Genomic DNA, 23,320 nt, shown 5'->3' on the forward strand with positions numbered 1-23,320 from the left:
TCCAAGTGATACAACTTGCGGGAGCGACTTCCGTCGCGACGAGCTTTACAGGTAGAGCGATTGGCGACTGAAGGCGCTCCCACAACACTCCGCTGTCTGAAAATATCAGCGTCGAAAACGCCCTAGCCGAAGCAGGCGCGGTAGGCGGCCAGCGCGTCACGCGGATCGGGCGCATCGAACACGCCGCCGATCACCGCCAGCAGGTCGGCTCCGGCGTCGACCAGGGCGCGGCCGTTGTCGGGGGTCAGCCCGCCGATCGCGACCCGTGGCAAGCCCAGCGTCGCGGCATCGCGCAGCAGGCCGGGGTCGGCACGGCGCGTGGTGTGCTTGCTGCGCGAGGGGAAGAACGCGCCGAAGGCGACGTAGCTGGCGCCGGCGGCGGCGGCGGCGCGGGCCAGGGCGGGATCGTCGTAGCACGAGGCGCCGATCAGCGCATCGGCGCCGAGCGCCGCGCGCGCGGCGGTCAGGTCGCCGTCGTCCTCGCCCAGGTGCACGCCGGCGGCGCCGACCGCCTGCGCCAGGGCCACGTCGTCGTTGACGATCAGCGGCACCCCGGCCTGCACGCACAGCGCCTGCAGTGCGGTCGCCTGGGCCAGGCGCTGCGCCGCGTCGGCGCGCTTGTTGCGGTACTGCAACCAGGTCGGGCCGTGGCCGAGCAGCGGCGCCACGCGCGCCAGCAGGTGCGCGCCATCGGCGTCGTCGGGCGTGATCAGATAGACGCCGCGGGGCGGCGATGATGCGTTCATGCTGAGCCTTCCGGTGCGCAGGCGGGGGTGGGACAATGCTGCTCCGCCTGGCCTGCAGACCAACGATTATCCAATGAACGATGCCACCGCCACCACCTACCGCACCTGGATGTGCGTCGTCTGCGGCTTCATCTACAAGGAAATCGACGGCCTGCCAGAAGAAGGCATCGCCCCCGGTACCCGCTGGGAGGACGTGCCCGAGACCTGGACCTGCCCCGACTGCGGCGTGACCAAGGACGATTTCGAGATGGTGGAGATGGATTGATCGAAGGCCGGGATTGGGGATGGGCCAATCCCCAATCCCGGCACTCAATGCATCCGCTGCCCGCGCGCGCTCAGTTCCACCAGGCGTTCGCGGATCGGCAGCACGTCGTTGGCTTCCGGGTTCAGTTGCAGATAGCGGCCCAGGTCGCGGCGCGCGCCGGGCACGTAGTCCATCTGCAGGTAGGCCAGGCCGCGGTCGCGCAGCGCTTCGGGCTGGTCCGGCATCAGCTTGAGCACGCGGTCGGCGCTGCGCGCGGCGCGGTCCCATTCGTCGCGTTCGGCATAGACGCCATGCAGGTTGCGCAGCACCCGGATCAGGATCGCGCGGTGCGGTGCCGGGTCGAGGATCTGCAGCAGCGCGCGGTCGTCCGGGGTCTCGCCGCCCAGGTGCGGGCGCGCGCGTTCGCGCAGTTCCTCCACCGCCAGCGGGCGGCCGCCGTTGAACGGGTCCATCACCAGCAGGCCGTCGTCCACCGGCAGGCGCACCAGGAAATGCCCGGGGAAGGACACCCCGTCGAGCGGGATGTCCAGCCGCCGCGCCACTTCCATCTGCACCAGCGCCAGCGAGATCGGATTGCCAAGGCGGCGCTCGAACACCTCGTTCATGTAGCTGTTGCGCGGGTCGTAGTACTCGTCGTGGTTGCCGCTGTAGCCGAGTTCTTCGAACAGGTGGCGATTGATCGCGGCCATCTTCAGCGGCCATGCGTCGATCATCGCCACCTCGTGGCGCAGGTGTTCGGCATGGCTCTGCGCCAGCGTGTGGTAGTGGTCCGCGTCCAGTTCCGGATACTCGTCGCGCGCGATCAGCAGCGCGGTGGCCAGCAGCGGCAGCGCGTCGTCGTCCAGCGCGGCCAGGGCATTCCAGCTCGGCAATGTCAGTCGGTCGACCATGGCCCAAGACTGGCCGCAAAGCGCAGCGCGATCAAGTCCGGTGGTTCCCGACAGCGATGTCGGGTTCAGCGCGACGGCGACGGCGCTTTTCCCGACGCCGATGCGGCTCAGCGGGCCTTGGGGATGCCCGGGCCGAAGCGCAGTTCGGCGCCGTCCTGCAGCTTGAGCTGTGCGGCCTGGCCGGCGTTGAGTTCCAGCACGTAGCGCGCCGGCGCATTGCTGGGGTAGGGCGGGCAGGCGTTGCCGGCCGAGCACGGCGGCACGTCGCGTTGCTGCGCCACCAGCTTGCGCTGGCTGTCGAAGTACAGGATGTCCAGGGCGATCTTGGTGTTCTTCATCCAATACGCCTGCGGTTCCTGGCGGTCGTGAATGAACAGCATGCCGTGGTCGGCGTCCATCTGGTCGCGGAACATCAGCCCGCGCGCGCGGGTCGCATCGTCCTGGGCCAGTTCGACCTGGTAGCGGTGCCCGCCCAGTTCCACCCAGTGGTCGCCGGCGCTGACGCAACCGCTGAGGGTCAGCAGGACGAGGACGAACAGGGCACGGAACAGGGACATGGCGGTGTCGGGTCGGGAGAGACCAGCGCGCACCTTGTGGCATGCCGCGTGTCGAGTCAAGAGAGCCGGGATCGGGGATTGGCAACAGCGATCCGGAGACCGTAGGGGTTGGCGGCAAGCGCGAACTGGCTGGTTCTTACACCAATGCCCACATCCGTGGCGCCACTGCTGCCACTCCCGAGCACCGCCCCGGCACTGTCATGAACCGTGGCACTCGGATCGTTTGGCCAGCCTACCTGAGAAATGCCGTGTACATAAAATGCTCCGTCGGAGCCACGATGACACTCATTCCTGTGGTGCACATGGCCACAACTCGATGACTCTCAGAGCGGCGGATTGGATTACTGCCGCAACCTTGGAGTTGACGATGATTGCATTGGACGATTGATGGCCCGCGCCAAAGTACTGTTCACTGCGGAAGATTGGTAGGTCCGGTCGCTCGGCAGGCGCCGGAAAGAACCCCCGGCGGTGGTAATGATAGCGTTTACGTCCACACGTCTCGCATTGTATTCCATGCATGTCATCCATGGCCAACGGCACACGGGTATCGGCCTTCAACTGGACGATGCCTTCCAGTTCATTGCCCTTCGTATCTTCCACCGGCCAAGACCTCACACCCAGGAGCGCAAGATGCTCCCGCCAACTGGGCGTGAGCATGAAATATGCATCATCCACCCAGAAGAGTTTCAGAAACACGTTCCTGCCCCACTTCAATGACTTTCGAACTCGAAATGGCGCGTTCTGTACTGCTCCCGCCCCACACTCGGAGCAATAAGCGCTGGTATCGTAGGTCTGCTCCAAAAACTTGAAATCGTCCTCCGGTTGCGGGTAGCCATTGACATGTGCTGGGCGGTCTCAACCGGTCGATGCAACAGCTTGATTTAGGGCCTGTTAACACTAAACCAACCTGAGAGTTCCCCCGGCTCTGCCGGGGAGGCAGTAGAAGTTTGACGTATCCGGGAGTCCATCCCGGAGACTCCGCAACGTGAGCGGCCAAGCACACGAGACGGAGGAACCGAGATGGATGAGTTTGAGAGCTTAAGTCACACCAGGTGGGAGTGTCTGTACCACGTTGTGTTCATACCGAAGTGTCGCCGTAAGACACTGTATGTGGGTCTGAGGAAGCATCTAGGAGAGGTGTTCCGGCGATTGGCCGAGCAGAAGGAGAGCCGGGTCGAGGAGGGCCATCTGATGCCAGATCACGTCCATATGCTGTTGAAGATTCCGCCGAAGTAGGCGGTGTCGCAGGTGGTGGGCTATATCAAGGGCAAGAGCGCCATCCACCTAGCGCGGGTGTATGGGGAGCGGAAGCGGAACTTTGTAGGGCAGAGCTTCTGGGCGCGAGGTTACTTCGTTACGAGGGTAGGTCGGGATGAAGGGTTGATCGGGGCATACATCCAGAACCAAGAGGCGGAAGATCGGCGCTTGGACCAATTGCAGTTGCTGAGGTAGTCGGCCACCTTCAGGTGGCCCTAACAAGGGAGGCGCGTAGCGCTCCCGCAGCCGCTTTGAGCGGCTCACATCTCTAAAGCCCCCGGCTTTGCCGGGGGATATTTACTGTCCTGTCCTTTGGGGAAATACTGGCGGAGCAAGCCATTGGTGTTTTCGTTTGACCCGCGCTGCCACGGGCTATGCGGGTCGCAAAAAAAGACCTGCACGTCTGTCGCCAGGGTGAAGCGCTGGTGCTTGTGCATTTCGGCACCGCGATCCCAGGTCAGGGAACCTTTCAGCTGAGCAGGTAACCGCCGGATATGCTTGGCGACCGCGTCCACCACAGTGGCACTGTCGCGCGAAGGAAGCTTGATCAACATCACAAAGCGCGATTGCCGCTCCACGAGCGTGGCGATTTGCGTGTTCACCGTGCCCATCAGTAGGTCGCCTTCCCAGTGCCCAGGTACCGCGCGGTCGTCCACCTCGGCCGGACGCTGGCTGATCGGCAGGGCATCTATCATCAGGTTGCGGGCGCCCTTGCGGCTCTTCCCGTGGCGTCCCTGCGCGGTCGGATAACGCACCAGTCGACGCGTGCGCAACTGGGCCAAGAGCTGCTTCTTGAGCACCCCGCGACTCTGAACGAACAGGCTTCGATAGATGGTTTCGTGCGACACCGGCATACTGTCGTTGTTTGGATAACGGCGGACAAGCCATCCGCTGATCTGCTGCGGCGCCCAGCGACGGGCCAGCTTGCTGGCGACCAGGGCGAAGCACCCCGCAGCGGGCAAGCAGGCAGGCTTTGGGCCGTTTGGCTTGCGACCAGGCGCGCTCGTCGGCGTGTGTCGCGCGGTAGATCTCACAGCCTCCGTTGCGCTCGATCTCCCGACTGATGGTCGAGACCGCCCGGCCCAAGGCCTGAGCGATCTGGCGCAGGGAACGGCCTTGGCACAGGCCGCGCGAGATCTCCTCGCGCTCAGCCAGCTGGAGTGCTCGTGCCGCTCGTTTGCACGGTCGCGGCGCAAACCCACCGCGCTGCCGAAGGACGTACCGAACCAACGCTTCATCCCGCTCAAGCACCTTGGCGATAACACTCGGCGGCTCGCCCGCCTGCCAGCGCGTCCATAGCTGTTCACGGTCCGCTGCCGACAAATGGCGCCAAACCCTGACTGTTCTGCTCATGATGTCCACCTCCGTCCTGATCAGACTACGGTGTTGCATCGATCGGTTGAGACCACCCGCCGCTCACGCGGGCCATACCGCTGCGCGTCCTGATCGCGCAGGTATCTGCGCGCGGTATTGCGCGAGCAGTCCAACTGCTTGGCGATCGCTCTGACACGCTCGTCCCTGCGGGCCATCACTCGTCTCTCCACTGCTTGCTCCTGAGCCGACATCAGCAGCCTTCAAAAGGCCGCCATCGTGTCCCAGGTGGGTCGCTTTACTTCGGCGCTAACATCCGTGTCCGTGAAATCGGGGGTGATACTGGAGCATGAACACCCGGCGGCCCTTCGGGGTAATCTTGCACAGGAAGCCGGGCACCACGGTATCCCGTAGCTCGACATCCTTGGCCCGGGGTTGCGCCGCATCGACTGCGGACTTGGCAAGTTTGATCTTTGCCATGATGACTCCTCGGAACCAGCCGGTTCCAAGAGCCACATAGGAGCGGCGCGAGAGGAAGCCGGGTCAAGTTTCGGAAAGCACCGGCATATGATGGACGCGCCTAAGTCCTTGATAAACCTGCTGTGGCGGGCTTGGACGTAGTCCAGCGAAATGCCGAGCTGGAGTCATCGTCAAACAAAAAAGCCCGGGCTTGCGCCCGGGCTCGGTTGCGTTGCAACGCGTTCGGTCAGTTGAACGTGTACTTCGCGCCCAGCGTGAAGTAGCGGCCGACCGCGCCGCTGTAGTGCAGCGGGTTGTAGTTGACCGCACCGTAGGTGGTCGGGTCCAGCGGGGCGATCCGGTCGAACACGTTCTGCACCGAGGCGCTGAGTTCGAATGCCTCGGTCATTGCCCAGCGGCCGGACAGGTCGAAGGTGGTGAACGAGGCGATCTTCTCGACCGGGCTGCCGTCCGCGTAGAACGCCAGGTAGTCGCCGCCGCGGCGATCCTTGTTCTCGATGCTGTCGATGTAGTTGACCACGCCGCTGACGCTCCACACGCCCTGCTTCCAGGTGGTGCCGAAGTTGATGCGGTCCTGCGGGGTGCCGATGCAGTTGGTCACGTCGCAGTTGCCGTGGGTGCCGACGTAATCGACGGTGGTGTCGCCCTCGGTGCGCTCGAACTTGAGCAGGTGGCTCCACTGTGCGTCCAGTTCCAGCTGGCCCGGACCGATGTCGAAGGTCTGGCGGATGTCCGTGTCGATGCCGCGTACGCGCGAGGAATTGGCGTTCACGTAGGCGGTGTTGACCGCCAGGATGCTGCCGCTGTTGGCCACGCCACCGATGTTGTTGTTGTCACGCAGCACGTTGCCGGCGGCGATCGCGTCGGCGGTGCTGCCCTGGGCGATCTCGTTGGTGCGCTTGATCTGCCACGCGTCCACGGTCAGCGAGGTGGTCGAGGTCGGCTGCAGCACGATGCCCATCGAGTAGCTCTTGGACTCCTCTGGCTTCAGCGTCGGGTTGGGACGGGTGATGATCGCCACCTGGTTCGCGGCGCATTCCTGCGCATTGTTGCCGCTGGCGGCGCAGCGCACCGGATCACGGGCGCTGGAGAACGCGGCCAGGCCGCCGTCGCCGTTCTCGGCCGGGTTCGGCGCACGGAATCCCTCGGCGTAGGTGGCGCGCAGGGCGATCCAGTCGGCCGGGGTCCATTTCACGCCCAGCTTCGGTGTGGCCTTGCCGTCGCCACTCTCGTACTTGTCGTAGCGCACCGCCGCCGACAATTCCAGTTGCTCCAGCACCGGCGCCGACAACTCGGCATAGCCGGCATAGACGTTCTGGGTGCCGTCGTAGGCCGAGTAGCCCAGGCCGATGATGTCTCCCTGGTCGGTGTAGGTCTGCGGGGTCAGGCTGTTGCTGGTCTTGCGCCACTCGGTGCCCAGCGCCAGGCCCAGCGGACCGCCCTGTAGGTCGATCAGGCTGCGCGAGACCTTGAAGTCGAACATGTCCAGGCTGGACTTGGCGCGCGCGCTGATGGTCGGCGAAATGAAGTCGTACAGCGCCTGCGAGTTCTGCCCGGCATTGTCGCCGATCCGCCATGTGCCGCCCGGGCAGGCCGGGTTGCCCAGGGCGCACTGCACGGCGCTGAAGCGCAGGTAGCCGGTGCGCTTGTTGACCAGATCGGTGCCCGAGTGCAGATAGGCGGTGTCGTAGCTCCACTCGCCCCAGTTGCCCTTGACGCCGAGCAGAAAGCGGTTGAACTCGTTGGTGTTGTCGGTCACGCGCGGGCCCACGTCCCAGGCGCTGTAGCGCAGGCGCGAGGCCTGGCCCTGGATCGGGTTGTCCAGATGGGTCGGGCCGAGCACGGTGGCGCGAGGGCCACTGTTGGCGTTGACCGGGCCTTCGGGATAGCCCCAGCCGCCGGACACACCGGACGGGGTGTTGGAGAACACGGTCTCCTTCTTCGAGTAGCCGATCTCGGTGTAGATCTCGCCGCCCTCGCCGAAGGCGAAGCTGGCGCGGCCGAACACGTTGACGTACTTCTCTTCCGGGCTCAGGTCGCGATATTGCTGGGCCGGATCCCACAGGCAGCCCTGGGCCTGGATGGTGGCGTCGGTCTGGCCGGGGATGGTGGTCAGGCCGGCGCAGCCGGGCAGGGCGACCAACTGGCCGGCGCTGTTGTACACCGAGCCGTTCGGGCCGACGCCGCCGCGCGTACGGTTGCTGAGGAACGCGCCGCCCAGGTACTGCGCGTCGTTGCCGTAGCCCCAGCGGCGGGTGTCGCCGGTGCCGATCCACTTGCGGTCCTTGCGGTCGCTGATCTTGATCGCGTCGGTCTTGCCCACGTCCAGGCTGAAGAAGGCATTCCAGCCGTCGTCGGCGAGATTGCCGGTGCCGGCGGTCAGGGTGGCCTTGCGCGCGTTGCCGTCGCTGTCGCCGGACATGCCGTAGGAGCCGCGCAGGATCGCGCCCTCGAAATCGTTGCGCAGGATGATGTTGACCACGCCGGCGATCGCGTCGGAGCCGTAGATGGCCGAGGCGCCGTCCTTCAGGATGTCGATCCGCTCGACCGCGTCCAGCGGGATGGTGCTCAGGTCGGTGAAGACCTTCTGGCCGTCGTCGGCCAGGCCGTAGGTGGCCATGCGGCGGCCGTTCAACAGCACCAGCGTGGAGCCGGCGCCCAGGCCGCGCAGCGAGATGCCGGCGCCGCCGCCGGCGAAGCCGTTGCCGAAGGTCTTGGGAATCGAGCCGGCGCCGTCGGAGGTCAGCGTCTGCAGGTATTCGGCGACCGTGGTCTTGCCGGTGCGGTCGATTTCCTGGCGGGTGACGACCTGGACCGGCGACGGGGTCTCGGTGTTGGTGCGGGGGATGTTGGAGCCGGTGACGGTGATGCGGTCGAGCGTGGATGCCTCCTGCGCGAGGGCAGCCGGTACCGCGATGGTGGCGGCGAGGACGCCGGCTACGGACGCGCAAAGAACATGGCGGCGGGTCGCACGCCGTTGGATATCACTGTTCACGCTCTCTTCTCCTGGACAGGGCACGCAAATTTTGGCCGCAAGGGCAAATAAAGCCGGCGTTCAGCACCGGCTGGGCGCTATCTAGGTATATTTATCGTGAATAAAGAGTGAACTTTGGATTAAGCGACGATCCCGGCGCACGCCGCCGCCGCCATGCCCCGCGGCATGGCGCAGCGAAAACCGCAGCGAAAACCCGATCGGCGACCGCGACTGGAAGCGATCCGGAAGCGATCGCCGCGCGGCCGGGAAGGGTGGCGATGCGTCATGAAACACCCAGCCCGGCGCGGGCCGGGCCGTGCGCTTGCGCCGGCGACCGCGCCGGCGCATTGCTCAGTAGTCGTAGGACACCGAAACCTGGGCGTACCGGGGCGCGGTGTAGAAGAGTCCCATGTTGTAGGTGTTGGACAGGGTGTAGGGCGAATCCTCCCAGGTCGAATTCACCTGCACCGGCTTGCGCTCGTTGAAGAGGTTGAATACCTGCAGGTTGAAGGACAGCTTGTCGTCCGCGAATGCGGGACGGTAGGACAGGCCCAGGTCGACGATCCTGGTCCATGGGGTGCGTCCCGCGTCGCCTGGACGGGATGCCTGGCCGTTGCAGCTGTGGTAGGACGCGCCATATCCCACCGGGTCGCCGGCGGTGGAGTCCTCGTCGGTGCCGTTCGCGCTGAAGTAGCCCAGGCAGGACTTCGGCGTGCCGGACAGGATGCGCACGCTGGCCGAGGCCATCCATTCCGGAGCGATCCGGTAGCTGCCGTAGAGCTTGATCTGGTGGCGGCGATCGTTGGCCAGGTCGCCGCCCGCATACCGCATCAGCGCCGCCGCGTCCCAGTCCTGGGTCTTGGACACGTCGCTCTGACCGATGTCGGATTTGACCTGGCCTTCGGTGTTGCCGAAGCTGTGCGACACGGTGTAGTCGATGCGGCCTTCCCACGTGCCGTCGAACGGGTGCTGCAGGTACAGGTCCAGGGCCAGATACTTGCGCTTGGCGTCCTTGTCGAAGCCCCAGTCGGCCTTGGTCATGCGCAGCGAGGTGCGGCCGGAGCCATCGACGTTGGCCAGGCTGAATGTATTGGTCTCGCCGGGATTGAAGATGATGCAGCCCGGGATGTCGACGCTGGACGGATCGATGCCGAGGGCGGTCAGTTTGTCTTCCATGCGCGCTGGATCGCAGACGTCGTCGATCGCGGCGCCCAGGTTGCGGTAGGTGAATTTCGCGCCCGTCACCCAGTCGCTGCCCAGGGTCTTGTCGAAGCCGAGCATGAATTCGTCCTGGTACATCGACTTCAGATCGCGCGCGGCGATGCCTTTTGCGTCCGGCGCCTGGCCGAATTCGCCATTCGAGGACACCGGACCCGGTCCGAGCGGGGTCAGGCCGGTCGCGTTGCCCTGGGCGTCGATGCCGGTGTAGGTGAAGTATTCGCGGGTGAAGGTCGCAGGCGAGGCGCCGCGGATCGCCACGCTGTTGGGCAACGCCAGGAAGTAGCGCCCCAGGTTGCCGTACACCTTGAACGAGGAATCGCCGAACACGTCCCAGCTCAGGCCCAGTCGCGGCGCCCACTGGTCGCCGCTCTCGACATAGGTCTCCCCGGCACTGTTGGCGTTGGTGAACGTGTCGTTGCGAATGCCCAGCGACAGCAGCAGCGTGTCGTCGATCTGCCATTTGTCCTCGACGAAATACGCGTTCTGCTTCACGGACATCGACGTCGCCGTGGTGAAGACCGTGCGGTACGCGTAGTAACCATTGCCACGCGGAGCGCCTACGCCGAGCGCGGAACTGATGGGCGCGTTCGGCCGCGCCGAGCGTGCGTATGTCCAGACATAGCCCGGGCCGGTGGTGATGACGCCTTCGTTGTCGGCGTTGAAATACATGTTGTCCACACCCGCGGTCAGGGTGTGGTCGCCCAGCACGTACTCCAGGTCGATGCGCAGGCCGTGGGTCTTGCTCTCGCCGTCGCGGGCCTGGGTGGAGGTCTGGTTGTTGCGGATGGGAGTGCCGCCGGTGATGGAGGGATCCTGATTGGCTGCGCCGGAGATGAACGGCGCGGTGCTGGGATTGTCGCGCTGGTTGTCCCGCTGGCTCTTGCCGTAGGTGGCGCTGAACGTCAGTTGGTCGGTGATGTAGCTGGTGTACTTGCCGATGTAGTAGCGATCGTTGACCTTGACCGTGTCCGGCAGCGCGGCGATCCGGCCGCCTTCGGTCAGCGTTTTGTAGTCGAACGCGTTGTAGGTGCCGCCATCGCGGTAGTTGCTCTTGATCCCGGTCAGTTCCAGGATGTTGCTGTCGTTGATGTTCCAATCGACCTTGGCGTAGACCTTGGGTTCGTCGGTTGCGTAATGTCCGCGGCCGAGGATGGCGGAATTGATGGCGTTGGTGGACGTACCTTCGCTCTTTTCCTGTTCCGCCGACAGGAACAGGAACAGCGTGTCCTCGATCAGTGGGCCGCCCGCGTAGGCGCTGTACACCGTCTTCCACGCCTTGTCGTTCTTGCGGCTGCGGTAGAGGGTGCCGGGCCGCGTCGCGTCGGTGTAGTTGTAACCGGGGGGCGGCGCGGTATCCGGATAGAAGACGTTCCTGTTTTCGCTGGCCAGCGCCGCCGGCCGCCACAGCATCTGGCCACCGAAGTGCCATGCGTTGGTGCCGCGCTTGCCCACCTGGCTGATGATGCCGCCGGTGGAGCGTCCGTAGCGGGCGCTGTAGCCGCCGGTATAGATCTCCTGCTGGTCGATCGCGCCGTAGGGAAGGCCGACGCCGCCCAGGTTGGTCAGGGGATTGCCCGTGCCGTAACCGTTGATGTAGTAGGCGTTTTCGGAGATGCCCGCGCCGCCGAACGACACCGTGTTGCCGAAGTAGCCGCTGCCTTGAACGACGCCGGGCGCCAGCAGCGCGATCGATTCGGCCGAACGCCCCAGCGGCAGGCGTGCCAGCTGCTCGGCGGTGACCACGGTGCGCGCATCCACGGTGGAGATATCCACCCGCGCGATGCCGCCGCCGGTGACCGTGACCGTTTCCAGGGTGGTGGCGTCCGCGCCACCGAACGAGACGTCGGTTCCCGAATTCACGCGGAGGGTGACGCCCTTGCGGGCCTCCAGCGCCTGGCCGCCGCGCTGCAGGGTGACGGTATAGGTCCCCACCGGCAGGGAACCGATGCTGTAGCGGCCGCTCGCGTCCACCTGCACGGTGCGGCTCAGGCCGGTGTCGCTCTGGACCAGGATGCTCAGGTTCTCGCCCGGGGGAACCGAGCCGTAGATGCCGGCGGTGGTGCTTTGTGCGTGGACGCGGTCGACGCAGGCGAGGTTGGCCGCGCCCGACAACGCGAGTGCCAACAGGCTGACCTTGAGAGGGTGGCGGCGGGCATCGCGGTTGCGCCCCACGGCAGGCCGATAGTGACCGAAGCTCATTGCGCTTTCTCCTGAAAAGCTGACGAAAAGTCCTGACCTCTGGCGCCACCGTCGCGCGTTCAATGACTGGTGGCTGAATCAAAAATAGAGCAAGTCGTCCTGTCAATGGTCGGTCAATGAATTTGAATGCTTGATCCAAATGTTATTGATATTTAAGAAAATTTTATCAAAAAAATGAACAGTTTGTGAATGGAGTGTTAGTAATTCGAACATTCGGTGCGCTCGCCGACGTGTGTCGGGGGCGCGTCGGCCGCTCCCGTTTCTCTCGGTGCCAAGTGGACGCCGCTGGCCTGGATGGCGGCCTCCGCAGCGCACGGCGAACGCCCCTGGCTTTTCAGGAGACGGAAACGACGACGGCGCCCGCAGGCGCCGTCGTGGCCAGGCATGCTCGTGTGGCTATTTGCCCAGTTCGAACACCACGTCCAGGTTGATCGACACGCTGCTCTGCCCGGCCGCGACCGGGGTGTCCATCTCCGCCTTCATCGCCATCGCGCGCATCATCGGCACCGGGCGCACGCCGCCGCCGCCCTCGGAGATGCTGACGATGCGGCGCACGCGCAGGCTCAGTGACTTGGCGTAGGCCTGCGCGCGGACCTGGGCCTTCTTCAGCGCATCGCCGCGGGCCTGCTCGTACAGTGGTTCCGGATCGTCGATCTCGAAGGTGGGGCCGTTGATCTGGTTGGCGCCCTGTGCGGCCAGCGCGTCCAGCACCTTGCCGAGCTTGGCGACGTCGCGCACCTTCAGGTTGACCGTATTGCTGGCCTGGTAGCCGGTGATCTGCGGCGCCTGGTTGTCTGCGTACTTGTACTGCGGGTTGAGGCTGACGCCGCTGGTCTGCACGTCCCTGTCGGCGATGCCGGCGGCGCGGACCGCGGCCAGCACCTTGGTCATCTGCTCGGCGTTCTGGCGCATCGCGGCGGCGCCGTCGCTGGCCTGGGTGACCACGCCTGCCGACAGCGTCGCCACGTCCGGCGCACGCTTGGCCTCGGCCTGCGCGGCGATGTTGAGCAGGGTGCCGTCGGCCGGCACGGCGTAGGCCGGCGCGGCGGTTTGGGCATGGGCGGTCATCGTGCCTCCTAGGGCGAGGGTCAGGGCCAGCAGCAGCGGACGGACGGATAGGGCACGCATCGGATGTTCTCCTTGAAGATGGGGCGAGGGTGTTGCCGCGACGATGAACGCGTCGTGATCCCTGCCGGGGTCGAATCCACGGCGCCGAAATTAGCGATCGTTCAGTCGTCCCGCCGGGTTATCCTTCATCCATGCTGTACCTGGCTTCCCGTTCTCCCCGCAGAAACGAACTGCTGACGCGCCTGGGCGTGCCGTTTCGGGTCCTCGATCTCGAGGTGCCGGAGGTGCGCGCGGCCGACGAAATGGCGTACGCCTATGTGCGCCGGGTGGCGCTGGACAAGGCCCGCGCGGGCATGGCGCAGCTGGCTGCCGCGGCGGGTGCGCTGGTGCTCGGCGCCGATACCGAGGTGATGCTGGACGGCCGCGTGTTCGGCAAGCCGGCCGACGCCGCCGCGGCGGCGGCGATGCTGGCGGCGCTGTCCGGGCGTGTGCACGAGGTGATCACCGCGGTGGCGCTGGTCGCGGCCGCGCGCGAGCAAGTGGTGCTGGTGCCGACCCAGGTCAGCTTCGCCGTCCTGTCCGCGCGGGACATCGCCGACTACGTGGCCAGCGGCGAACCGATGGGGTGCGCCGGCGCGTATGCGATCCAGGGCGGCGCCGAGCGTTTCGTCAGTCGCCTGGACGGCAGCTATTCCGGGGTGACGGGCCTGCCTCTCCACCAGACTTCCCAATTGCTGCGCGCCTTCGGAGTGCTTTGATGTCGCAGGAGATCCTGGTCAACGTCACACCGCGCGAGACCCGGGTGGCCGTCATCGAGAACGGCATGCTGCAGGAGCTGCACATCGAGCGCGGCTGGCGCCGCGGGGTGGTGGGCAACATCTACAAGGGCCGGGTGCAGCGGGTCATGCCGGGGATGCAGGCGGCATTCGTCGAAGTCGGGCTGGAACGCGCCGCGTTCCTGCACGCCAACGACGTGGTGCGCCCGGCGCCGGTGGCCAACGGCGACACCGAGGAGGCGACGCCGCTGCCGGTCTCGGCCGCGGTGCCGATCGTGGAACTGCTGCGCGACGGCCAGGACATCGTGGTGCAGGTGGTCAAGGATCCGATCGGCAGCAAGGGCGCACGGCTGACCACGCAGATCAGCATCCCCTCGCGCTATCTGGTGCTGCTGCCGCAGTCGCGGGTGATCGGGGTGTCGGCGCGGATCGAGGACGAGGCCGAGCGGCTGCGCCTGAAGACGCTGGTGGCCGACCTCGCCGCCAGCCACGGCGGCTTCGGCTACATCGTCCGCACCAATGCCGAGGGCCAGCCGGCCGAGGCGCTGGCCGAGGACGTCGCCTACCTGTCGCGGGTCTGGAACGTGGTCGAGCGGCGCGGCCGCGACGGCGCTCCGGCCAGCATCATCTACGAGGACTTGAGCCTGCCGCTGCGCGCGGTGCGCGACCTGATCCGCAAGGACGTGGAGAAGGTCAAGGTCGATTCGCACGAGACCTTCGAACGGCTGCAGGCGTTCGTGGCCAAGTACATGCCGGTGCTGGCCGAGCGCCTGGAGCTGTATACCGGCGACCGCCCGATCTTCGACCTGTATGGGGTCGAGGACGAGATCGCGCGCGCGCTGGACAAGCAGGTGCCGCTGAAGTCCGGCGGCTACCTGGTCATCGACCAGACCGAGGCGATGACTACCATCGACGTCAACACCGGCTCGTTCCTGGGCCAGCGCAACCTGGAGGAAACGGTATTCCGCACCAACCTGGAGGCGGCGCAGGCAGTGGCGCGGCAGCTGCGGCTGCGCAACCTGGGCGGCATCATCATCATCGACTTCATCGACATGGGCGACGCCGAGCATCGCCGCCAGGTGCTGCGCACGTTGGAGAAGGCCTTGTTGCGCGATCACGCCAAGACCACGGTGTACGAGTTCTCGCCGCTGGGCCTGGTGGAAATGACCCGCAAGCGCACCGTCGAGAGCCTGGAGCGGCAGCTGTCCGAGCCGTGCCCGGAATGCGGCGGGCGCGGTTCGATCAAGACCGCCGAGACCGTCACCTACGAGATCTTCCGCGAGATCACCCGCGCGGTGCGCCAGTTCGACGCGGCGCGGCTGCTGGTGATCGCCTCGAGCAAGGTGGTGGCGCGGATCACCGACGAGGAATCCTCGGCGGTGGCCGAGCTGGAGGAATTCCTCGGCAAGAGCATCCGCTTCCAGGCCGATGAGCAATACCTGCAGGAACAGTTCGACGTGGTGTTGTTGTGAGGCCGGGACTCGGGACTCGGGACTCGGAAAAGCAACGGCGCAAGGACCGTCCCCGCGCACGGAAACCCGGCATCGCTCGCGCTTGTGCTTGCCCAGTCCCGAGTTCCGCCTGAATGCCCCCCCCCCTGCGCCGCCGCCTGCGCCTGGCCCGCCGTTGCGCGTTCTATGCGGTGGCGATCGGGCTGGTGTGCGTGGCGTTGCTGGTCGGGGTGCTGAGCCAGGCGCTGCCGTTGGTGGAGCGGCATCCGCAGCAGGTCCAGGCGTGGCTCAGCGAGCGCGCCGGGCGGCCAATCCGGTTCGACCGGGTCGAAACCGCCTGGACCCGGCGCGGTCCGTTGCTGCGCCTGGACGGCCTGCGCATCGGCGCCGGCGACGGGGTACGCATCGGCCAGGCCGAAGTGCTGGTGTCGATGTACGCGGGGGTGCTGCCGGGCCGTTCGTTCACCGAACTGCGCCTGCGCGGGTTGGCGCTGACCCTGTTGCGCGGCGCCGACGGCAGCTGGTCGGTGCAGGGCCTGCTGCCCACCGCACAGGGCGGCGATCCGCTCGACGCGCTGCAGGGTCTGGGCGAGTTGCAGGTCATCGACGGCCGGCTCGCGGTGTATGCGCCCGACCTGGGCGCGGATGCGCAGTTGCCGAAGATCGACCTGCGCCTGCGCGTGGACGGCGACCGCCTGCGCGTCGGCGCGCAGGGCTGGGTCGACCGGCAGCAGCCTCCACTCACCGCGATGCTCGACCTGGACCGCCGGCGCGGTGATGGCCAGGCCTACGTGGCCGCACGCCCGGCCGAACTGGCCGGCTGGGCGGGACTGCTGCACGTCGCCGGGATCCGCATCGAAGGCGGTGCCGGCGAGGTGCAGGGCTGGGCGCAACTGCAGCGGCACCGGATCGTCGGGGTCAGCGTCGAGGCGACCCTGCGCGACCTGCGCTTGAGCGGCGCCGCGCTGGCCGCTGGCGGCGCCCGGCCGCAGACCGCATTCACCACGCTGCGCACTGCGGCGCGCTGGCGGCAGATCGACGGCGGCTGGCGGCTGGATGCGCCGCGGTTGCAGATCGGCCAGGCCGGGCAGCCGCTGCAGCGCCTGGACGGGCTGACCGTGGCCGGCGGGCGCCGCTTCGCGCTGCTCGGCGAGCGTCTGGATGCGGCGCCGCTGCTGGCGGTGGCCGCGCTCGATGAGCGCCTGCCGCCGCGCCTGCGGGCCTGGCTGTACGCCGCGCGGCCGCGACTGCAGCTGACCCAGGTGGCGCTGACCGGCAGTGCCGGCGGGCCACTGTATGCGCGCGGACGCCTGGCCGAACTGGCATTCGCGCCGGTCGGGCAGGCGCCCGGGGTGAGCGGGCTGCGCGGCCGTTTCGATGGCGACGCGCAGGGCGCGGAGCTGGCGCTGGACGCCGCCAGCCCGGTGCGCCTCGACTGGCCCAGCGGGTTCGGCGTGGTCCACGAGATCCGCCTGGCCGGGCGCATCGTGGCGTTCCGCGACGGCGACCAGGTGCGTGTGGCGACGCCGGCGCTGCGCGTGCAGGGCGCCGATTACGGTGCCGACCTCCGCGGTGGACTGCGCTTCCAGAGCGACGGCTCGCGGCCGTGGATCGACCTGGCCGCCGACCTGCAGGACGCGCCGGTGGTGGCGGCGAAGAAGTTCTGGGTGCATTCGAAGATGAGCAAGGCGGCCACCGACTGGCTGGACGCCGCGTTGCAGGGCGGGCGTCTGCGCGACGGGCATGTGCTGGTGTCCGGCGACCTGGAGCAGTGGCCGTTCGTCGACCGCAACGGCCGCTTCGAGGCCAGCGCGCGGCTGGAGGATGCCAAGGTCCGTTTCCAGCGCGAATGGCCGGCAGTGGAGAAGGTGGACGCCGGCGTCGTCTTCCTCGGCAACGGCTTCGAGGTCCATGGCCGCGGCGAGATGGGCGGGGTGCCGGTGGAGCGGCTGTCGGCGACGCTGCCGGACTACAGGCAGGGCCAGCTCGGCGTGCTGGCCAGCAGCCGCGCCGAGACCGGCAAGCTGCTGGCGATGCTGCGCGAGAGTCCACTGCGCAAGCGCTACGGCGACACCCTGGACGCGCTCAGCGCCTCCGGCCCGGCCGAGGTGAGCTTCGACCTGCTGCAGCCGCTGCGCGCCGACGTCGGCGGCCATCACCTGCGCGGCAGGATCGAACTGCTCGGCGCGCGTATCGTCGACAGCCGCTCGGACGTGGCCTTCGACGACGTGCGCGGCAGCGCCGACTACCGCGACACCGGATTCGAGGCGCCGAAGCTGGCGGTGCTGCAGGACGGCCATCCGGGCGAGCTGGCGCTGCGTGCCGGCGACGGCGTGAGCGATCCGCAGCAGGCGTTCGAGGCGGCATTGAGCGTGTCGGTGGATGCCGACGAACTGCTCGATCGGGCGCCGGAAATGGCCTGGCTCAAGCCCTACGTGCAGGGCCGCTCGCGGTGGAACATCGGCGTGGCCCTGCCCAAGACCGCCGCCGGCGTGGCGCAGCCGCCGACCCGCCTGCAGCTGCACTCGGACCTGGTCGGCACCGAACTGCTGCTGCCGGCGCCGATGGACAAGGGCGTGGCCGCACCGCTGGCGACCTCGGTCGCCATGCCGCTGCCGGTCGGCAGCGGGCGCATCGAGGTCGCCTTCGGCAAGCTGATGGCGCTGGTCGCGCGCAGCCAGAACGGCAAGACCGGGGTCAAGGTGGTGATGGGCAGCGACCACGTGGCCGAGGACCCGCCCGGCAGCGGCCTGGTCGTGAGCGGACGCACCGGCTCGCTGAACGCGATCGACTGGATCGGCCTGGTCAGCGGCCCGGATCCGAACAAATCGACCGCGCCGGGCGCCGAGGACCCGATGCCGCTGCGCCAGATCGACGTGCTCGCCGACCACCTGCTGCTGCTCGGCGGCGTGTTCGACAACACCCGCCTGCGGCTGCAGCCGCAGGCCGACACGGTGGCGGTGCACCTGGACGGACCGGCGCTGGCCGGCGAGCTCAGTGTGCCGAGCAAGGACGGCGGCGTGCTCGGCGGCCGCCTGGCGCGAGTGCACTGGCGCGCCGCGCTGGCGGCCGCCCCGGCGGCCGTGGCCGCCAGCGCAGCCGACGCGGCGACCGCTTCCGCGCCCGCGGTGGCTGCCGCGGCGGTGCGGCCGCTGGCCGAGGCGATCGACCCGGCCTCGATCCCGGCGCTGGCGCTGGACGTGGACGACCTGCGCTTTGGCGCGATGAATCTCGGCGTGGCCTCGCTGCGCACCCGCAAGCTGGCCGACGGCCTGCGCGTGGACCAGCTGCACCTGCGTTCGGACAAGCAGAAGATCGACATCAGCGGCGACTGGCGCGGCAAGGGCGCCACCGCGCGGACCCAGCTCATCGCCAGCGTGGACAGCCAGGACCTGGGCGCACTGATGCAGGACCTGGACTACGGCGGCCAGCTGCGCGGCGGCGACGGCACGCTGACGCTGCGCGCCGCCTGGCCCGGCGACCCGGCCGGGTTCCAGCTGGCCACGCTGCAGGGCCAGCTCGACGTGGCCGCGCGCAACGGCCAATTGCTGGAACTCAATCCCGGCGCTGGCCGCGTGCTCGGCCTGCTCAGCGTGGCGCAGCTGCCGCGCCGGCTGATGTTAGATTTCCGCGACTTCTTCTCCAAGGGCTTCGCGTTCAACCGTATCGACGGCCAGGTGCAGTTCGGCGACGGCGTCGCGCGCAGCGACGCGATGCTGATCGACGGCCCCGCCGCGGAGATCAAGGTGCGCGGGCAGGCCGATCTGCGCGCGCAGCAGTTCGACCAGACCATCGACGTCAATCCCAAATCCGGCAACTTGCTGACCGTGGTCGGCGCGGTCGCCGGCGGCCCGGTCGGCGCGGCGGTCGGTGCGGCCGCCAACGCGGTGCTGGGCAAGCCGCTGGGCGCGATCGGCGCGCGCACCTACCGCGTCACCGGCCCGTGGAAGGACCCGAAGGTGGAGGTGATCGAGCGCGAATCCTCGCGCCCGCCCGCGCCGTCGGCGGCTGCCGGCAGTCCCTGAATCGCTGCGCGCGCGGTTCCGGCCACGCTTGCGCTGCGCGCTCCCATCCCCCATGTTTGAGCCCATGACCGACAACGCCCTCAGCCTCGCCGAAACCCGCCTGTTGCTTCCCGCCGGCCTCGACGCCACCAGCCTGGAGCGCGCCTTCGGCACGCTGCTCGGCCCCGGCATCGACTTCGGCGACCTGTATTTCCAGCATTCGCGGCGCGAGAGCTGGAGCGTGGAGGACGGCATCGTCAAGGACGGTGCCCATTCCATCGAGCAGGGCGTGGGCGTGCGCGCGATTTCCGGCGAGAAGACCGGTTTCGCCTATTCCGACGACATCCATCGCGATGCGCTGCTGGCCGCGGCGCAATCGGCGCGGGCCATTTCCCGCCACGGCGGCACGCAGCCGGCGCAGTCGCTGCTGCGCGGCGGCGGGCGGGCGCTGTATCCGGCACTGGACCCGGTGGACGGCATGGGCAACGACCTCAAGGTCGAGATGCTGCGGCGCCTGGACCAGTTCCTGCGCGCCGCCGATCCGCGCGTGCAGCAGGTGATGGTCGGCCTGTCCGGCGGCGTGGACACGGTGCTGGTGGCGCGCAGCGACGGCGTGTTCGCCGCCGACGTGCGCCCGCTGGTGCGGCTGAACGTGCAGGTCATCGTCGAGCAGGACGGGCGCCGCGAGTCCGGCCATGCCGGCGGCGGCGGCCGCTACGGTTACGAGGCGCTGTTCGCCGATGGCCGCCCCGAGGTCTTCGCCAGGGAAGCGCTGCGGGAGGCGTTGGTGAACTTGGAGGCGGTGCCGGCGCCGGCCGGGGTGATGCCGGTGGTGCTGGGCCCCGGCTGGCCCGGGGTGCTGCTGCACGAAGCGGTCGGCCATGGCCTGGAAGGCGACTTCGCACGCAAGGGCACCAGCGTCTATGCCGGGCGCATTGGCCAGCGCGTGGCCTCGCCGGGCGTGACCATCGTCGACGACGGCACCCTCGACGGCCGCCGCGGCTCGCTGAACGTGGACGACGAAGGCACCCCGACCCATTGCACCACGTTGATCGAGGACGGCGTGCTGGTGGGCTACATGCAGGATGCGCTGAACGCACGGCTGACGGGCGTGGCGCCGACCGGCAACGGCCGCCGCGAATCGTTCGCGCACCTGCCGATGCCGCGCATGACCAACACCTACATGCTCGCCGGCCGGCACGATCCGCAGGAGATGATCCGCTCGGTGAAGAAGGGCCTGTACGCGGTCAATTTCGGCGGCGGCCAGGTCGACATCACCAGCGGCAAGTACGTGTTCTCGGCGACCGAGGCCTACCTGATCGAGGACGGCAGGGTCACCGCGCCGGTGAAGGGCGCCACCCTGATCGGCAACGGTCCGGAGACGATGCAGAAGGTACGCATGATCGGCCACGACCTGGCGCTGGACGAAGGCGTGGGCGTGTGCGGCAAGGACGGGCAGAGCGTGCCGGTCGGCGTCGGCCAGCCGTCGCTGCTGATCGACGGGCTGACCGTGGGCGGGACGGCCTAGGAGCCGGAGCGGTGACGCCGGGATTGGAGATTCGGGATTCGCTGAAGCGGGGGCGATCGCGGGTGGCCGCTGTCGCGATGCCGTCGTAATGTCCAGCCGTCATCGCCGCAGGTGCCGCCGCCGTGTCGGGTTCTCCATTGCCCGGCGCCATCTTGCCCGGCGGCGCGGCTCAGTCGCGCGCGTCGTCCTGGAGCGCGTCGTCTTCGGCGTCTTCGCCTCCCGCGTCCCGCCTCCCGCGTCCCGCCTCCGCCAATATCAACTCCCGCAACTCCCGGAACAACTCCCGATACGCATGCGGCGGCTTGTTCTTCAGCCGCTCTTCCTTAGCGTTGCGGATCAGCTGGCGCAGCCGTTGGCGGTCGGCGCCCGGGTATTCGGTCAGCAGCCCGGACAGTGCCGCGTCGCCGTCGGCGAGCAGCCGCCCGCGCCAGTCCTCGAGCCGGTGCAGCGCCGCCGCTTCGCGGCGCGCGCCGTCGCTGTTGGCGTCCATCGCCTCGCGGATCGCGTCCAGGGTCTGCTCGTCCTCGCGGCGCATCTGCTTGGCCAGGAACGCCAGCTGCCGCTTGTGCGCGATGTGCGAGGTGATGCGCTTGGCGTCGGCGATATGCGCGACCAGCGATTCGGGCACCGGCAGCCTGGCCAGCTGCGCCGGGGTCAGCGCCACCAGCTTCTCGCCCAGGGTCAGCACCTCCAGCGCCTCGCGGCGCTGCTGGCTGCGGCTTTCGCCGCGGAATTCACCGGTGTCTTCGTCGCGTCCGCGCATCGTCGTACCACTCAATCGGTCTGAAACATCAAATTAGAAAGTCCGGCCATGGATGGCCGGGCTCTTGCGAAGGAATCGCACGATCCCAAGTCCGGCCATGGATGGCCGGGCTCCTGCGAAGGAATCGCACGATCCCAAGTCCGGCCATGGATGGCCGGGCTCCTGCGAAGGAATCGCACGATCCCAAGTCCGGCCATGGATGGCCGGGCTGTCGCGAAGGGACTCGCACAACAAGGATAAAGCATTGAACGCGATCATCTCCGACCTGCGCAGCGACGACAGCCTGGAACGCCTGCAGCGCTTGTCCGACATCGCCCAGCGCCTGCTGGCGCGGGCCCGCGAGCTCGGCGCCAGCCAGGCCGAGGTCAGCTGCAGCGAAGACCGTGGGCTGGACGTCAACGTGCGCCTGGGCGCGGTGGAAACCGTCGAGGCCACCCGCGACCGCGGCATCGGCGTCACCGTGTACTTCGGCCAGCGCAAGGGCAGCGCCAGCACCGCCGACCTGCACGAATCCAGCCTGGAGGCGACCGTCGCCCAGGCCTGCGCGATCGCCCGCTACACCGAGGACGATGTCGCCGCCGGACTGGCCGACGCGGCGCTGATGGCACGCCAGACGCCCGAACTGGACCGCTGGCATCCATGGGTGCTGGAGGCGGACGAGGCGATCGAACTGGCCCTGGCCTGCGAGGCCGCCGGCCGCGATGCCGACCCGCGCGTGGCCAATTCCGACGGGGCCTCCACCGGCAGCAGCCAAAGCCTGTCGGTGTACGCCAACTCGCACGGCTTCGTCGGCCGCGAGCGCAGCACCCACCATTCGATCGGTTGCTCGCTGATCGCCGGCCACGGCGACGGCATGCAGCGCGACCATTGGTACAGCAGCGCGCTGGCGCGCGAGGATCTCGAGCAGCCGGCGGCGATCGGCCGCCGCGCCGCCGAGCGCACCGTGGCCCGGTTGCAGCCGCGCTCGCTGCCCACCGGCGAGGTGCCGGTGTTGTTCGCGCCGGAGATGGCGCGTTCGCTGGTCGGCCACCTGCTTGGCGCGGTGTCCGGCGGCGCGCTGTACCGCCGCGCCAGCTTCCTGCTCGACAGCGTCGGCAGCCGCCTGTTCCCGGACTGGTTCGCGATCGACGAATTGCCGCACCTGCGCCGCGGGCTGCGCTCGGCCGCCTTCGACGGCGAGGGCGTGGCCACCCGCGCCGCGCCGCTGGTCGCCGGCGGCGTGCTGCAGCGCTACGTGCTGGGCAGCTACTCGGCGCGCAAGCTCGGCCTGCAGACCACCGCCAACGCCGGCGGCGTGCACAACCTGCAGGTGGCGGCCAACGCGGACGACCTGGCATCGATCGCCGCCGGCATCCCGCGCGGCCTGCTGGTCACCGAACTGATGGGCAATGGCGTCAACCCGGTCACCGGCGACTATTCGCGCGGCGCCGGCGGCTTCTGGATCGAGAACGGCGCCATCGCCTATCCGGTGGACGAGGTCACCATCGCCGGCAACCTGCGCGAGATGTTCCAGCGCATCGAAGCGGTCGGCCGCGACATCGACGTGCGCTCGCACGTGCACATCGGCGCGGTGCTGGTCGGCAGGATGACGGTGGCCGGCAACTCCTGACGCGGCGTGGCGGCGGTCGCCGTCGTCCGGTTCCGCGCCTGCGCCGGATCGGTTGCCGGGGTGCGCGGTGGCCCGCCAGCGAGGGGGTGGCGCCGGACCGTCTGTTCCGACAGGCACGGACCGCTCCGAGCCACGGCGGCGCGGCGGCGTGGCTCGGCGTTGCGGCAACTTGACAGGCTCGCGCCGCCCACCGAGAGTGGCGCGCGAAGCGCCTTGCCCAC

General features: G+C 68.1%; 16 protein-coding genes and 3 pseudogenes. 7 read left to right on the forward strand and 12 right to left on the reverse strand.

Features of this window, described 5'->3' with window-relative positions; genetic code table 11:
* Window positions 1-122: 122 nt before the first annotated feature.
* A complete protein-coding gene (gene thiE / locus G4Q83_RS01625) occupies window positions 123-746 on the reverse strand; it encodes a thiamine phosphate synthase (protein WP_128421054.1) in 624 nt (207 codons plus the stop codon).
* Between thiE and G4Q83_RS01630 the strand changes: the two genes are divergently transcribed.
* Window positions 745-1,011, forward strand: a complete 267-nt coding sequence (locus G4Q83_RS01630; RefSeq protein ID WP_246432239.1) for a rubredoxin — start codon at window positions 745-747, stop codon at window positions 1,009-1,011. The two genes, thiE and G4Q83_RS01630, sit on opposite strands and share 2 nt — an antisense overlap.
* 44 nt (window positions 1,012-1,055) lie before the next feature.
* Here the strand turns inward: G4Q83_RS01630 and G4Q83_RS01635 are convergent, their stop codons facing one another.
* From G4Q83_RS01635 to G4Q83_RS01645, 3 genes are all read right to left on the reverse strand, one after another.
* Window positions 1,056-1,970 carry a SirB1 family protein gene (locus tag G4Q83_RS01635; protein WP_386273530.1) on the reverse strand — a complete coding sequence of 305 codons (915 nt, stop codon included), beginning with the start codon at window positions 1,968-1,970 and terminating at the stop codon, window positions 1,056-1,058.
* 38 nt (window positions 1,971-2,008) lie between these two features.
* The gene (locus G4Q83_RS01640) at window positions 2,009-2,458 is read right to left on the reverse strand and encodes a DUF192 domain-containing protein (protein WP_128421051.1); all 450 of its coding nucleotides are present in this window, start codon (window positions 2,456-2,458) and stop codon (window positions 2,009-2,011) included.
* Between the two features lie 285 nt (window positions 2,459-2,743).
* Window positions 2,744-3,154, reverse strand: a complete 411-nt coding sequence (locus G4Q83_RS01645; protein ID WP_146095453.1) for a hypothetical protein — start codon at window positions 3,152-3,154, stop codon at window positions 2,744-2,746.
* 324 nt (window positions 3,155-3,478) lie between these two features.
* On the opposite strand from G4Q83_RS01645, the pseudogene tnpA reads away from it, so the two are divergent.
* Window positions 3,479-3,910, forward strand: a pseudogene (gene tnpA, locus G4Q83_RS01650) (IS200/IS605 family transposase).
* A gap of 65 nt (window positions 3,911-3,975) precedes the next feature.
* Here the strand turns inward: tnpA and G4Q83_RS01655 are convergent.
* The 7 genes and pseudogenes from G4Q83_RS01655 to G4Q83_RS01680 all read right to left on the reverse strand — a co-directional run bounded on the left by G4Q83_RS01655 (window position 3,976) and on the right by G4Q83_RS01680 (window position 13,028).
* Window positions 3,976-4,677 (reverse strand): IS30 family transposase, encoded by a 702-nt coding sequence (locus G4Q83_RS01655; RefSeq protein WP_185817321.1) that lies wholly within the window; start codon window positions 4,675-4,677, stop codon window positions 3,976-3,978.
* A 139-nt stretch (window positions 4,678-4,816) separates the two neighbouring features.
* Window positions 4,817-5,107: pseudogene (locus tag G4Q83_RS24375) on the reverse strand (helix-turn-helix domain-containing protein); the annotation flags it as partial.
* A 2-nt stretch (window positions 5,108-5,109) separates the two neighbouring features.
* A pseudogene (locus tag G4Q83_RS01660) lies at window positions 5,110-5,280 on the reverse strand (IS21 family transposase); the annotation flags it as partial.
* Window positions 5,281-5,335: 55 nt separating this feature from the next.
* The gene (locus G4Q83_RS01665) at window positions 5,336-5,506 is read right to left on the reverse strand and encodes a hypothetical protein (protein WP_425480278.1); all 171 of its coding nucleotides are present in this window, start codon (window positions 5,504-5,506) and stop codon (window positions 5,336-5,338) included.
* A gap of 226 nt (window positions 5,507-5,732) precedes the next feature.
* A complete protein-coding gene (locus tag G4Q83_RS01670) occupies window positions 5,733-8,501 on the reverse strand; it encodes a TonB-dependent receptor (protein WP_128418820.1) in 2,769 nt (922 codons plus the stop codon).
* A gap of 330 nt (window positions 8,502-8,831) precedes the next feature.
* Entirely contained in the window at window positions 8,832-11,900 is a 3,069-nt protein-coding gene (locus G4Q83_RS01675; protein ID WP_128418821.1) for a TonB-dependent receptor, read from the reverse strand.
* Window positions 11,901-12,296: 396 nt separating this feature from the next.
* Window positions 12,297-13,028, reverse strand: coding sequence for an SIMPL domain-containing protein (locus G4Q83_RS01680; protein ID WP_128418822.1), 732 nt, complete (start codon window positions 13,026-13,028; stop codon window positions 12,297-12,299).
* A 131-nt stretch (window positions 13,029-13,159) separates the two neighbouring features.
* On the opposite strand from G4Q83_RS01680, the gene G4Q83_RS01685 reads away from it, so the two are divergent.
* The 4 genes from G4Q83_RS01685 (at window position 13,160) to tldD (ending at window position 20,727) form a co-directional block, all read left to right on the forward strand.
* The gene (locus G4Q83_RS01685) at window positions 13,160-13,726 is read left to right on the forward strand and encodes a Maf family nucleotide pyrophosphatase (RefSeq protein ID WP_128418823.1); all 567 of its coding nucleotides are present in this window, start codon (window positions 13,160-13,162) and stop codon (window positions 13,724-13,726) included.
* Complete coding sequence (gene rng / locus G4Q83_RS01690) at window positions 13,726-15,216, forward strand: ribonuclease G (protein WP_128418824.1); 1,491 nt, start codon at window positions 13,726-13,728, stop codon at window positions 15,214-15,216. Before G4Q83_RS01685 ends, rng begins: the two co-directional genes overlap by 1 nt.
* Before the next feature lie 113 nt (window positions 15,217-15,329).
* Window positions 15,330-19,220, forward strand: a complete 3,891-nt coding sequence (locus G4Q83_RS01695; RefSeq protein WP_128418825.1) for a YhdP family protein — start codon at window positions 15,330-15,332, stop codon at window positions 19,218-19,220.
* Between the two features lie 64 nt (window positions 19,221-19,284).
* Window positions 19,285-20,727 (forward strand): metalloprotease TldD, encoded by a 1,443-nt coding sequence (gene tldD / locus G4Q83_RS01700; RefSeq protein WP_128418826.1) that lies wholly within the window; start codon window positions 19,285-19,287, stop codon window positions 20,725-20,727.
* A 169-nt stretch (window positions 20,728-20,896) separates the two neighbouring features.
* Here tldD and yjgA read toward each other — a convergent pair whose 3' ends face one another.
* Window positions 20,897-21,490 carry a ribosome biogenesis factor YjgA gene (gene yjgA / locus G4Q83_RS01705; protein WP_128418827.1) on the reverse strand — a complete coding sequence of 198 codons (594 nt, stop codon included), beginning with the start codon at window positions 21,488-21,490 and terminating at the stop codon, window positions 20,897-20,899.
* 244 nt (window positions 21,491-21,734) lie between these two features.
* Here yjgA and pmbA point away from each other — a divergent pair, with 244 nt between their 5' ends.
* Window positions 21,735-23,099, forward strand: a complete 1,365-nt coding sequence (pmbA, locus tag G4Q83_RS01710; protein ID WP_128418828.1) for a metalloprotease PmbA — start codon at window positions 21,735-21,737, stop codon at window positions 23,097-23,099.
* Window positions 23,100-23,320: the final 221 nt, after the last annotated feature.

Source organism: Xanthomonas theicola, from assembly GCF_014236795.1.
Lineage (GTDB): Bacteria > Pseudomonadota > Gammaproteobacteria > Xanthomonadales > Xanthomonadaceae > Xanthomonas_A > Xanthomonas_A theicola.